This is a genomic window from Arthrobacter sp. JDC6, from assembly GCF_056484025.1.
This window is the reverse complement of sequence record NZ_CM151278.1, coordinates 2,817,312-2,830,016: the sequence shown is the minus strand read 5'-3', so window position 1 is coordinate 2,830,016 and position 12,705 is coordinate 2,817,312. Positions and strand designations below refer to the sequence as shown.

Here is a 12,705-nt window from a genome sequence, read left to right as displayed (position 1 = left end):
AACCAACCAACCCCAACAAGGAGCATCTAAAGTGACTGAACGCATTGTGCTGGCCTACTCCGGCGGCCTGGACACGTCCGTCGCCATCGGCTGGATCGGTGAAGCCACCGGTGCCGAGGTCATCGCCGTGGCGGTGGACGTCGGACAGGGCGGCGAATCGCTGGAAACCATCCGCCAGCGCGCCCTGGGCTGCGGCGCCGTCGAGGCCTACGTGGCCGACGCATCGGACGAGTTCGCCAACGAATACTGCGTGCCCACCCTGAAGGCCAACGCCCTCTACCAGGGCCACTACCCGCTGGTGTCCGCCATCTCCCGCCCGGTCATCGTCAAGCACCTGGTGAAGGCAGCCCGCGAATTTGGCGCCACCACCGTGGCCCACGGCTGCACCGGCAAGGGCAACGACCAGGTCCGCTTCGAGGTTGGCATCCAGACCCTGGGCCCGGACCTGAAGTGCATCGCACCGGTCCGCGACCTCGCCCTGACCCGCGACAAGGCCATCGCCTTCGCCGAGGAAAAGGGACTGCCCATCGAGACCACCAAGAAGAACCCGTACTCCATCGACCAGAACGTCTGGGGACGCGCCGTGGAAACCGGCTACCTCGAGGACATTTGGAACGCCCCCACCAAGGACATCTACGACTACACCGCCACCCCGGAGTTCCCGCCGGCCCCGGATGAGGTCATCATCTCCTTCGAAGCCGGCGTCCCGGTAGCGATCGACGGCGTCAAGGTCACTCCGCTGCAGGCCATCAAGGAACTCAACCGCCGCGCCGGCGCCCAGGGCGTGGGCCGCATCGACGTCGTCGAGGACCGCCTGGTGGGCATCAAGTCGCGCGAAATCTACGAAGCCCCCGGTGCCATGGCCCTGATCACCGCGCACAAGCACCTCGAGGACATCACCGTGGAGCGCGAGCAGGCCCGCTTCAAGGCCACCGTTGGCCAGCGCTGGGCCGAGCTGGTCTATGACGGCCAGTGGTTCTCCCCGCTGAAGCGCTCCCTGGACGCCTTCATCGAGGACACCCAGAAGTACGTCTCCGGCGACATCCGCATGACCCTGCACGGCGGCCAGGCCATCGTCAACGGCCGCCGCTCGGACACCTCGCTGTACGACTTCTCGCTGGCCACCTACGACACCGGCGACACCTTCGACCAGTCCCAGGCCAAGGGCTTCATCGAGCTGTGGGGCATGTCCGCCAAGGTTGCCTCCGGCCGCGACATCCGGGTCGCAGGGAAGTAGCCCCTGTGGCTGGGCAAAAACTGGAAGCCACCAATACAGGCGCGCTGTGGGGCGGCCGGTTCGCCGGTGGCCCCGCGGACGCCCTCGCGGCGCTAAGCAAATCGACGCACTTCGACTGGCGCCTGGCCCGTTACGACATCGCCGGCTCCAAGGCGCACGCCCGCGTCCTGCACAAAGCAGGACTGCTGGACGATGCCGAGCTCGAAGGCATGCTGGCCGCCCTCACGCAGCTGGACGAGGACGTGGCGTCCGGGGCGTACCTGCCGGCGGAATCCGACGAGGACGTGCATGGTTCCCTGGAACGCGGACTGATCGAGCGGGCCGGAACCCAACTGGGCGGCAAGCTCCGCGCCGGCCGGTCCCGCAACGACCAGGTGGCCACCCTGGGCCGGATGTTCCTGCGCGACCACGCCAGGATCATCGCGCGCGGCGTCCTTGCCACGGTGGATGCCCTGGTGGAGCAGGCAAAGGCACACCACGGTGTTGCCATGCCGGGCCGCACCCACCTGCAGCACGCCCAGCCGGTCCTGCTTAGCCACCACCTGCTGGCCCACGCCTGGGCGCTGCTGCGCGACGTGCAGCGGCTGCAGGACTGGGACAAGCGGGCCGGCGTCTCGCCGTACGGTTCGGGTGCCCTGGCCGGCTCCTCGCTGGGGCTCGACCCGGAAGCAGTGGCCGCTGAGCTGGGCTTCTACTCCGCCACTCATAACTCGATCGACGGCACCGCGTCCCGCGACGTCTTCGCCGAGTTCGCCTGGGTCTGCTCGATGATCGGCGTGGACCTCTCCCGGATCTCAGAGGAAGTCATCTTCTGGGCCACCAAGGAGTTCTCCTTCGTCACGCTGCATGATTCGTACTCCACGGGGTCCTCGATCATGCCGCAAAAGAAGAACCCGGATGTGGCAGAGCTGGCCCGCGGCAAGGCAGGGCGCCTGATCGGCAACCTCACCGGGCTGCTGGCCACGCTCAAGGGCCTTCCGCTTGCGTACAACCGCGACCTGCAGGAGGACAAGGAACCGGTATTCGACGCCGCCGACACCCTGGAGCTGCTGCTTCCGGCCGTCTCCGGCATGATCGCCACCCTCAAGTTCAACACTGAACGGATGCAGTCGCTGGCCCCGCAGGGCTTCGCGTTGGCCACGGACATCGCCGAATGGCTGGTCCGCCAGGGCGTGCCGTTCCGCGAGGCGCACGAACTCTCCGGCGCGGCGGTCAAGCAGGCGGAATCCCGTGGTGTGGAACTGTGGGACCTTACGGACGGGGAGTACGCTGCCATCTCGGAGCATCTCACCCCCGAGGTCCGCACGGTCCTGTCCACGGAAGGCTCCCTGAACAGCCGCAACTCCCAGGGCGGAACGGCGCCGGCCGCCGTCGAACGCCAGCTCGCCGCACTGGAAGCCGAGCTCGCCGACGTCCGGGCGTACGCAGGCTAAATACCGGATCTGCAAGGGGCGCCGTGGTTTTTCCGCGGGGCCCCTTGCTGATTGTGGCTAGGGTGGAGCCATGAGCGAAACCTTCCGCAAGTTCCTTCGCACCCTTCCCGATTTCCCCTCCGGCCTGCCCGGTTTCGACCCGGACAACGCCCCGCAGGACCCGGCGCTGCTGTTCAAGCAGTGGCTGGATGAGGCGCTGGACGCGGGGGAGCAGCAGCCGCACGCGTTCAGCCTGGCCACGGTGGCGCGGCATCCGGCGGTGGGCAGCAGCCGTCCTCGCGGATGCTGATCCTGAAGAACATTGACGACGACGGCTGGCACTTCGCCACGTCACGCACCTCCCGCAAGGGCCGGGAGCTGGCCGCTGAACCACGTGCCGCCATGAACTTCTACTGGCCGGGCCTGGGCCGTCAGGTCCGGGTGGCCGGCGCTGTGGCCGAGCTTTCTGCCGAGGCTTCCGCGGTGGACTGGCACGAGCGGCCCCGGGCCGACGGAAGCGACAATCCCCAGTGGCAGCTCTACGCCCTCCAGCCCGTCGAGATCGAGTTCTGGCAGGCCAGCAACGACGGCAGCCATGTCCGGCACCGTGTCGGGCCGGACGGATCGCCGCTGGAATAAGTAGCTGGCGCGCCTGGGTGCTCGGCTAGGCTGGCCGCATGACCTCTCCTTCTCCTGCCGGCCTCCTGGCCGAACTGCACACGGCCGGCGCCGCGCTGACTGCCGGGCTGGACCGGATTCCCGAGGGCGGCGAACGTGCTCCGTCCACCCTTCCCGGCTGGAGCCGCGGGCACCTTTTGGCCCACCTCGCCGGAATCTGCGACGCCCTGGCCCGTCAGGTGGAGTACGGCCGCCGCGGTGAAACGGTGGAGCTTTACGACGGCGGCGTGGAAGGCCGCAACCGCGCCATCGATCTGGCCGCGGGGCACAGCCTTGGGCAGCACCGGGAGGACGTCGATGCCGCGCTGCGCCGCGCACTGGCGGCTTTTGACGCACTGGACGGGGATGAGTGGCAGACGCCCATCGCGTTCCGCGACGGCGTCATCTTCGATGCGGGGCTGGCGCTATGGCGCGAGCTCGTCATCCACACCGCGGACCTGGATGCCGGCACGGGACCCGAAACCTGGAACAGGGAATTCTGCTCCCACCTCTTCGATTTCCTGGCCGCCCGCGTCCCGGCCGGTACCCGGCTTGTCCTGCAGCCGGTGGCACTTCCGCCGCTGGCCCTTGGCGCCGGCGGCAGCACCGTCGTCGTCAGCGGCATGGTCACGGATATCGCCGCCTGGCTCGCTGGGCGCAAGCCGTCGCTGGACAGCCTGCGGGCCACCGCCGCCGGGGACGGCACCGACCTTCCCGCCCTGCTGCCCTGGCCTTCGGCGATGCCCGACCCAAAGTAATCGTCCTCAACTGAAGCAGTCCTGGCCAGCCTCGCGGGCCAGCAGGCTTTCCTTGATGGGCAGGCCCCAGCGGAAGCCGCCCAGCGAGCCATCGGTCCGGATCACCCGGTGGCAGGGAACGAACAACGCCGCTGCATTGAAGGCACAGGCGCTGGCCGCCGCCCTGACCGCACGCGGGTTGCCCGCGAGGGCCGCATACTCGGTGTACGTAACGGGTGAGCCGGGTTTGACCTGGCGCAGCACGTCCCAGGCGTGGGCACGGAACGGGCCCGACTGCTGCAGGACCCGGACTGACATGGCGGGAGCGGGGTCGCCGTCGTAGAAGGCTTCAACGGCGGACGAGATCCCGCCAAGGCTTGCCACCTCTTCCACGGCGTCGGGCCGCAGCGTGGGATGGACCTGTCCGGTGAGTTCTGCAAGGCCTGCCGTCCAGCCCGAAGCGAGGACCACACCGTCCCGGGCAAGGATGGTGAAGGGCCCGTCAGGCGTGGACAGCTGCATCAGTTGCGCTTTCATGGCATCCCTTTCGCGGGAACGGTTGTTGTCGGTGCGGGCCGTGCTGCGGCGCGCCACAGGTGCATGGTGGCGTAGGAGCGCCACGGGCTGGTCTCCCGGAAGTCCGGGCTCAGGGCGCTGTCACCATTATCGATGGCGCGGATTCCGTTCCGAACGGCGGCGTCGTTGGCGAGGAAGACGTCCGGGGCGCCCAGGACCCGCATGGCCACGTACCCCACGGTCCATGGTCCCACCCCCGGCAAGGGCAGCAGTTTGGCGCCCAGGCCGGTTAGGTCGTCCCCATAGCCGAACTCCAGTTCTCCGGCGGCCATGGCCGAGGCCGCCTGGAGGAGCGATTCGGTCCGTCTCCTGGGCCCGCGCAGCAGGTGGCCCGCCGCGGCTATTTGGGCCGGCGTCGGGAAGAGCCTGTCCAGGCCGTCGCCGGCCGTGCTGCTGGGACTGCCGGCGGCGGACAGTTGGGTCAGTGCGGTCCGGGCCGCCGCCACCGTGATCTGCTGGCCCACCATGGCCCGCACCAGCAGTTCCTGCGGGTCCAGCGCCCCCGGCATCCTCATTCCGGGAGCGCCGGCAACGGAGGCGGCAAGCCTGGGGTCGGCCGTGAGGGCACCGTCGATCGCTTCGGGGTCTGCGTCCAGGTCGAACAGCCTCCGCACGCGGCTCAGGAGTGCCGGAAGGTCCCGCAGGTCCACCGCACCCACGGTGAGGGTGAGCTGCCGTGCCCGCGTGCCGCCGTCGTACGCCACCTGGAAGCGCGCATCGCCATGGGGGAGCCGCAGGGTCCGTACGTAGGAGGTGGCCGTGCCCTCCTCGATGCCGGGGATGGCACGGACCGCAAGGAAGGAGAAGATGCTTGGATCGAACGGCGGACGGTAGGGCAGGCCAAGGGTCAGCGCCGTCGTGCCGCCACCGGGGGCCGGGTGCCGGACCGTCCTGCGAAGTGCGGTGGGGGTCATGTCGAACACCTCGGCGATGGTCTCGTTGAACTGCCGCACGCTGCTGAAGCCGGCCGCGAAGGCGATGTCGGCCAGCTTCATGGAGGTGGACACCAGCAGCGTACGTGCGGTCTGCGCCCTCGCAGCGCGGGCCAGCGACAGGGGACCGGCACCCAGTTCCTGCCCCAGGATCCGGTTAAGCTGGCGCGGCGAATACCCCAGGCGGGACGCAAGGCCTGCCACCCCGTCCCGGTTGATCACGCCGTCGTTGATCAGCCGCATGGCCCGGCCCGCAACGTCCTGCCGCACGTTCCAGGCAGGGGTTCCCGGCACCGCCTCCGGCAGGCAGCGCTTGCAGGCCCGGTAGCCCGCCTCGTGTGCCGCGGCGGACGTCTCGTAAAACGTCACGTTGGACGCCTTGGGGGTGCGGGCCGGGCAGGAGGGGCGGCAGTAGATCCCGGTTGTGCGGACGGCGGTATAGAACTGGCCGTCGAACCGGGGGTCGCGGGCATCGATTGCCCGGTAGCGCTGCCAGAAGTCCATTCCTCCATCCTGCCAGCCCACCCCGGCCGGTACTAGCGGAAATCGGACATGGCCGTGGAGGGCGGGAATCCGGCGCCGGGGCGGCTGCCGGGCGGATGAAACGGGCGGCATCCGGGTAAAGTCGAGCAATGAACGAAAGTGCTCCGGACGCCGGGACGCTCCGGAGTTTCCTGTCCGGAGATGCCCGCGAGCTCGCCCCGCAGCTTCTTGGCGCCGTACTGACGCACCAGTCCCGGGACGGCGCGGTGTCCATCCGGCTCACCGAGGTGGAGGCCTACCTTGGGCCCGAGGATTCGCTCCATCCGGACCCGGGCTCGCATACCTACCGGGGCCCGACACCCCGCAATGCGCCAATGTTCGGCCCCGCCGGGCACCTCTACGTCTACTTCACCTACGGCATGCACCACTGCACCAACATTGTCTGCGGCCCGGCAGGCGTTGCGTCCGCCCTGCTGCTGCGGGCAGGGGAGGTGGTGGACGGACTTGAACTGGCGCAACGGCGCCGTCCCACGTCGAGAACGCCCGCCGACCTGGCCAGCGGTCCGGCCCGCCTGGCCAAAGCGCTTGGATTGACGACGGCGGACAGTGGCCGGGACGCGCTGGCTCCACCTTTCGGCCTGGAGCTTCCCTCCTGCACCGGCGGTCCGGTAAGTACGGGCCCGCGGGTGGGCGTGGCCGGCGCCGGGGGATCGGCGGAATACGCCTGGCGGTTCTGGCTCACCGGCGACCCCACCGTCTCCAAATACAAGGCTGCCAAGCCCCGGATCCGGAAGCAGCCGGCACGTTGACTGCCGGCTGCAACGTTTCACAAGCGTTAACGGAAATGGTTGTAGAATGGACGGTCTGTCTTTCGCGATAGGGGAACGTTAATGCACGACGCCGAATTGGCCCACGAACGGGAGTATGTAGCCGGCCTGTATGCCCGGCTGGAGGAACTCCGGGAGGAAAAGCGCCGCCAGCTGGCGCAGGTCCGGCGCGCCGGAGCCGTGGGCACCATGCAGAACGTTTCGGAACGTGATGCGTTCGCTGCACTGTATGAGGACCGCCTGGCCCAGCTGGACGCCGTCGATGACCGGCTGGTGTTCGGCCGCCTGGACCTGGACTCCGGTGAAGCCCAGTACATTGGCCGCATCGGGCTTACCACCGAGGACCTGCAGCGGCTGATGGTGGACTGGCGTGCGCCCGAGGCCGGGCACTTCTACCAGGCCACGGCCTTCGACCGGCAGGGCGTCCGCCGCCGCCGGCACCTGATCCTGCAGGGGCGGGACGTCAAGGCGATCGAGGACGACGTCCTGGACGCTGGGATGCTTACCGACGACGAATCGCTGCAGGGCGAAGGGGCCCTGCTCGCGGCCCTGAACTCCAAGCGGACCGGCCGCATGTCGGACATCGTCAGCACCATCCAGTCGGAACAGGACCGCATCATCCGGTCCTCCATTTCCGGCGCCGTCGTGGTCCAGGGCGGGCCGGGCACCGGCAAAACCGCCGTGGCCCTGCACCGGGCCGCCTACCTGCTGTACACCCACCGTGACCGCCTCAAAAGTGCCGGCGTGCTCCTGGTGGGGCCGTCGTCGTCGTTCATGAAGTACATCGAACGGGTGCTGCCCTCGCTCGGTGAAACCGGTGTCGTCATGGCCAGCGTGGGCCGCCTGATGCCCGGCATCAATGCCGTGCCCGAAACTGATGCGGACGTGGCAGCCCTGAAGGGCCGCCTGGACATGGCCGCGATCGTGGCCAACGCCGTGTCCAACCGCATGCGCGTCCCCGCGCAGAACCGGATCCTTGAAGTGGACGGCCGCAAGCTCACCCTCACGCCCCGGCAGGTCCGGCGTGCAAGGGAACGTGCCCGCGCCACCGGAAAGCCGTACAACGAGGCACGCGTGACGTTCGTGAAGATCCTGCTGCGCGAGCTGACCGAACAGATGACCGAGCTCGTCGAAGCCGGCAACCTCGGCAACAACGCGGACCGCTCGTACCTTGCCGAAGATGTCCGGACGGCCCGCGATGTGCGGATTGCGCTGAACCTGTGCTGGATGCCCATGACGCCGGAGAAGCTGATCTCGGATCTGTTCAGCAAGCCGGAGGTGCTGGAATTCTGCACCCCCAACCTGACCCCGGCCCAGCGGGCGCTGCTGCAGCGTCCCGCGGATGCCCCGTGGACGGAATCGGACGTGCCGCTGCTGGACGAGGCCGCCGAACTGCTCGGCGAGCTGGACCCGGCCGCCGGGCGCGGACTGGCCCAGCAGGAGCATGACCGTGCCCGCGACCTTGCCAACGCCAAGCAGACCCTGGTCAACATGCAGGCCGCCGGCGTGGACCCCCTGATGTCCGCGGAGGAACTGGCCGAGCAGAACCAGGAACAGGAAGGGCGGCAAACCGCTGCCGAACGCGCAACGAGCGACCGCACCTGGGCCTTCGGGCACATCGTGGTGGATGAGGCACAGGAACTCTCACCCATGCAGTGGCGGCTCCTGGTCCGGCGCTGCCCGCTGAAGTCCTTCACCATCGTGGGCGACATCGCGCAGACCAGCTCTGTGGCCGGAGCCAACTCGTGGCAGGGGGCGCTTGCTCCGCTGTTCGGTGACCGCTGGCAGCTGGAGGAGCTGACCGTCAACTACCGCACGCCCTCGCAGATCGCCGAAGCCGCCGTCAGGATGGCCAACGCGGCTGGCCTGGTGGTTTCCGCGCCGAAGGCCGTTCGTGAGGGGCGCTGGGCGCCCATCATCGACGAAGTAGGGAACGGCGCGGTGGTCGGCCGGCTCGTGGAGGTCCTCCCGGAAGAACTTGACGCGCTCGACGGCGGCCTGCTCGCCGTGATCGCTGATGGTGACCTCCTGCCCCAGGCCACAGCAGCACTGCGTGCCGTGTATGGGCGACGGATCGGCACTGGCGCCGGCAGCTACGAGCAGGACATCGTGGTGATCAGCCCGCGCGAGGCCAAGGGCCTGGAGTTCGACGGCGTGGTGGTCCTGGAACCATCCGTCATGCTCAACCATGAGCACGGCAAGGTGGGGGACCTGTACGTAGCCATGACACGTGCAACACAGCGCCTGCGGCTGATTGCCTCGCAACCCGTGCCTGCCGGCATTGCCGGCTGAGCCGGCGCCGGGCGTTACTGCTAACTTAGGAAGCGTGCCAGAACTGAACAACCTCGAACCGCAGCGCAACGACCCCACTTTCGCCAACATTTGGCAGGAACTGAAGTGGCGTGGGCTGGTCCATGTGTCCACCGACGAAGCAGAGCTTGAGAAGCTCCTCGCCGACGGGCCGGTCACATACTATTGCGGCTTCGACCCCACCGCCCCGAGCCTGCACCTGGGAAACCTCGTCCAGCTCCTGGTCATGCGGCGGCTGCAGCTGGCCGGGCACAAGCCACTGGGACTCGTTGGCGGCTCCACGGGTATGATCGGCGATCCCCGCCCCACCGCTGAACGAACCCTGAACACCAAGGACACGGTGGCGGAGTGGGTGGGCTACCTGCAGGCCCAGGTCAGCCGCTTCCTCAGCTTCGAGGGTGAGAACGCTGCCAGGATCGTAAACAACCTGGACTGGACGGCGCCCTTGAGCGCCATCGACTTCCTGCGTGAAGTGGGCAAGCACTTCAGGGTTGGAACGATGCTGCGCAAGGACGCCGTGGCATCCCGCCTGAACTCCGACGAGGGCATCAGTTACACCGAGTTCAGTTACCAGATCCTGCAGGGCATGGACTACCTGCAGCTCTACCGCGACTACGGCTGTGTGCTGCAGACCGGTGGTTCGGACCAGTGGGGCAACCTCACCAGCGGTACGGACCTGATCCGCAAGGTGGAGGGCAAGAGCGTCCACGCCCTGGGAACTCCCCTCATCACCAACTCCGACGGAACCAAGTTCGGCAAGAGCGAGGGCAACGCCATCTGGCTGGACGCGGGCATGTGCAGCCCGTACGCCTTCTACCAGTTCTGGCTCAACACGGCCGACGCCGACGTTGTGGACCGGCTCAAGGTGTTCACGTTCCTCACCCGGGCCGAGATCGAAGAGATCGCGGTTTCCGTGGCCGAGCGTCCCTTTGCCAGGGAAGGACAGCGGAAGCTGGCCTTCGAAGTGACCTCACTGGTGCACGGCGTGGACGCCACCGAAAAAGTCATCGCCGCTTCAGCGGCGCTTTTCGGCAACGGCGACCTGGCGGCCCTGGACAAGGCAACGCTCCAGGCGGCTACCTCCGAACTTCCTTCGGCCACGGTGCAGGTGGACGGGATGGGGATCGTCGACCTGCTGGTGGCGTCCGGTCTATCGGAAAGCAAGTCCGCCGCCCGGCGCACCGTTGGTGAAGGAGGTGCCTACGTGAACAACGAGAAGGTGTCCGATCCGGAGGCCGTGATCTCCGAGTCTGAACTGTTGCACGGCCAGTACCTGCTCCTGCGCCGGGGCAAGAAGAACCTGGCCACTGTTGAGGTGCTGGTTCCCTAGCACCTTCACGGTCCGTATGCACGCCCTTCGGCGGCCGATTTGCACGGCCGCTGGGGGGCGTGTATTGTTTTCTGAGTCGCCGCCGCTGAGTGGTGACAAACCCCCAACTTATGAGAAGCAATTCTTGCCGCGCACCGCGTGGAATTGGAGAAATTGCTTCTCGTTGTGCTGGGCGGATTCATTCCACCGAGTGAATTCCGGAAGAAAATCCGGATTTGCGAAAGTGAATATGAATGAAATAAGATGGAAACATCGCAGCGAAGAAATACGGAAAAGAAATTCTTTTGAATTGTTTCCGGGAATATTCGAATGTGTCTGTTGTTTGAGAACTCAATAGTGTGCCAAGTTTGTTGATACCGATTATGTATGTAATTGGTTGATTGTGCTGTGCCGCCACCCCGTGGTGTGCATGGTGTTTTTGGCTGGTTTCAAATTTTGTGCAGCTGTTTCTGCCGTTATTTCCGGTGGTTGTGGTTGTGTCTGTTTTTGTTTTACTTCAACGGAGAGTTTGATCCTGGCTCAGGATGAACGCTGGCGGCGTGCTTAACACATGCAAGTCGAACGATGATGCCAGCTTGCTGGTGGATTAGTGGCGAACGGGTGAGTAACACGTGAGTAACCTGCCCTTGACTCTGGGATAAGCCTGGGAAACTGGGTCTAATACCGGATATGACCTTCCATCGCATGGTGGTTGGTGGAAAGCTTTTGTGGTTTTGGATGGACTCGCGGCCTATCAGCTTGTTGGTGGGGTAATGGCCTACCAAGGCGACGACGGGTAGCCGGCCTGAGAGGGTGACCGGCCACACTGGGACTGAGACACGGCCCAGACTCCTACGGGAGGCAGCAGTGGGGAATATTGCACAATGGGCGAAAGCCTGATGCAGCGACGCCGCGTGAGGGATGACGGCCTTCGGGTTGTAAACCTCTTTCAGTAGGGAAGAAGCGTAAGTGACGGTACCTGCAGAAGAAGCGCCGGCTAACTACGTGCCAGCAGCCGCGGTAATACGTAGGGCGCAAGCGTTATCCGGAATTATTGGGCGTAAAGAGCTCGTAGGCGGTTTGTCGCGTCTGCCGTGAAAGTCCGGGGCTCAACTCCGGATCTGCGGTGGGTACGGGCAGACTAGAGTGATGTAGGGGAGACTGGAATTCCTGGTGTAGCGGTGAAATGCGCAGATATCAGGAGGAACACCGATGGCGAAGGCAGGTCTCTGGGCATTAACTGACGCTGAGGAGCGAAAGCATGGGGAGCGAACAGGATTAGATACCCTGGTAGTCCATGCCGTAAACGTTGGGCACTAGGTGTGGGGGACATTCCACGTTTTCCGCGCCGTAGCTAACGCATTAAGTGCCCCGCCTGGGGAGTACGGCCGCAAGGCTAAAACTCAAAGGAATTGACGGGGGCCCGCACAAGCGGCGGAGCATGCGGATTAATTCGATGCAACGCGAAGAACCTTACCAAGGCTTGACATGAACCGGACCGCTGCAGAAATGTGGTTTCCCCTTTGGGGCTGGTTTACAGGTGGTGCATGGTTGTCGTCAGCTCGTGTCGTGAGATGTTGGGTTAAGTCCCGCAACGAGCGCAACCCTCGTTCTATGTTGCCAGCACGTGATGGTGGGGACTCATAGGAGACTGCCGGGGTCAACTCGGAGGAAGGTGGGGACGACGTCAAATCATCATGCCCCTTATGTCTTGGGCTTCACGCATGCTACAATGGCCGGTACAAAGGGTTGCGATACTGTGAGGTGGAGCTAATCCCAAAAAGCCGGTCTCAGTTCGGATTGGGGTCTGCAACTCGACCCCATGAAGTCGGAGTCGCTAGTAATCGCAGATCAGCAACGCTGCGGTGAATACGTTCCCGGGCCTTGTACACACCGCCCGTCAAGTCACGAAAGTTGGTAACACCCGAAGCCGGTGGCCTAACCCCTTGTGGGAGGGAGCTGTCGAAGGTGGGACTGGCGATTGGGACTAAGTCGTAACAAGGTAGCCGTACCGGAAGGTGCGGCTGGATCACCTCCTTTCTAAGGAGCACCTCCAACTCTTCTGTGCTGGTGAATGCCGGTGTGGGGGGTTGTCAGGAAGCAAGCCCGCAGCATGGACGATTGTTCCGTGGCGGGTGCTCATGGGTGGAATATCAACAAATAGGTGCCTGGTGGCACGGACCGGTGTGGTTAGTACGAATGTTTTGTTCTTCTCTTCGGGGGAG

8 protein-coding genes, 1 rRNA gene and 1 pseudogene are annotated in these 12,705 nt (G+C 65.7%); 8 read left to right on the top strand and 2 right to left on the bottom strand.

Annotation, left to right across the window (positions count from 1 at the left end; translation table 11 throughout):
- Positions 1–31: 31 nt before the first annotated feature.
- The 4 genes and pseudogenes from ACV095_RS13135 to ACV095_RS13120 all read left to right on the top strand — a co-directional run bounded on the left by ACV095_RS13135 (position 32) and on the right by ACV095_RS13120 (position 4,064).
- Positions 32–1,237: an argininosuccinate synthase gene (locus tag ACV095_RS13135; protein ID WP_018771557.1), complete on the top strand. Its 1,206-nt coding sequence runs from the start codon at positions 32–34 to the stop codon at positions 1,235–1,237.
- Positions 1,238–1,242: 5 nt separating this feature from the next.
- On the top strand, positions 1,243–2,670 hold the full coding sequence (gene argH / locus ACV095_RS13130) for an argininosuccinate lyase (protein WP_134166032.1): 1,428 nt from the start codon (positions 1,243–1,245) through the stop codon (positions 2,668–2,670).
- A gap of 70 nt (positions 2,671–2,740) precedes the next feature.
- A pseudogene (locus ACV095_RS13125) lies at positions 2,741–3,288 on the top strand (pyridoxine/pyridoxamine 5'-phosphate oxidase).
- Between the two features lie 38 nt (positions 3,289–3,326).
- On the top strand, positions 3,327–4,064 hold the full coding sequence (locus ACV095_RS13120) for a maleylpyruvate isomerase family mycothiol-dependent enzyme (protein WP_478222039.1): 738 nt from the start codon (positions 3,327–3,329) through the stop codon (positions 4,062–4,064).
- Positions 4,065–4,070: 6 nt separating this feature from the next.
- Here the strand turns inward: ACV095_RS13120 and ACV095_RS13115 are convergent, their stop codons facing one another.
- Entirely contained in the window at positions 4,071–4,580 is a 510-nt protein-coding gene (locus tag ACV095_RS13115) for a methylated-DNA--[protein]-cysteine S-methyltransferase (RefSeq protein WP_018771553.1), read from the bottom strand.
- The gene (locus ACV095_RS13110) at positions 4,577–6,055 is read right to left on the bottom strand and encodes an AlkA N-terminal domain-containing protein (RefSeq protein WP_478222038.1); all 1,479 of its coding nucleotides are present in this window, start codon (positions 6,053–6,055) and stop codon (positions 4,577–4,579) included. The genes ACV095_RS13115 and ACV095_RS13110 overlap by 4 nt, the downstream gene beginning before the upstream one ends.
- A 128-nt stretch (positions 6,056–6,183) precedes the next feature.
- Between ACV095_RS13110 and ACV095_RS13105 the strand changes: the two genes are divergently transcribed.
- The 4 genes from ACV095_RS13105 to ACV095_RS13090 all read left to right on the top strand — a co-directional run bounded on the left by ACV095_RS13105 (position 6,184) and on the right by ACV095_RS13090 (position 12,520).
- Positions 6,184–6,843 (top strand): DNA-3-methyladenine glycosylase, encoded by a 660-nt coding sequence (locus ACV095_RS13105; protein WP_018771551.1) that lies wholly within the window; start codon positions 6,184–6,186, stop codon positions 6,841–6,843.
- Between the two features lie 81 nt (positions 6,844–6,924).
- Positions 6,925–9,153, top strand: a complete 2,229-nt coding sequence (locus ACV095_RS13100; protein ID WP_018771550.1) for a HelD family protein — start codon at positions 6,925–6,927, stop codon at positions 9,151–9,153.
- A 34-nt stretch (positions 9,154–9,187) separates the two neighbouring features.
- Positions 9,188–10,501 (top strand): tyrosine--tRNA ligase, encoded by a 1,314-nt coding sequence (gene tyrS / locus ACV095_RS13095; RefSeq protein ID WP_478222037.1) that lies wholly within the window; start codon positions 9,188–9,190, stop codon positions 10,499–10,501.
- A 496-nt stretch (positions 10,502–10,997) separates the two neighbouring features.
- Positions 10,998–12,520: ribosomal RNA gene (locus ACV095_RS13090) — 16S ribosomal RNA — on the top strand.
- Positions 12,521–12,705 lie beyond the last annotated feature (185 nt).

Coding starts and splice junctions, on each gene's coding strand:
- ACV095_RS13110 (WP_478222038.1), bottom strand. CDS start 6,055: ATGGACTTCTGGCAGCGCTACCGGGCAATCGATGCCCGCGACCCCCGG.
- ACV095_RS13115 (WP_018771553.1), bottom strand. CDS start 4,580: ATGAAAGCGCAACTGATGCAGCTGTCCACGCCTGACGGGCCCTTCACC.
- ACV095_RS13120 (WP_478222039.1), top strand. CDS start 3,327: ATGACCTCTCCTTCTCCTGCCGGCCTCCTGGCCGAACTGCACACGGCC.
- ACV095_RS13105 (WP_018771551.1), top strand. CDS start 6,184: ATGAACGAAAGTGCTCCGGACGCCGGGACGCTCCGGAGTTTCCTGTCC.
- ACV095_RS13100 (WP_018771550.1), top strand. CDS start 6,925: ATGCACGACGCCGAATTGGCCCACGAACGGGAGTATGTAGCCGGCCTG.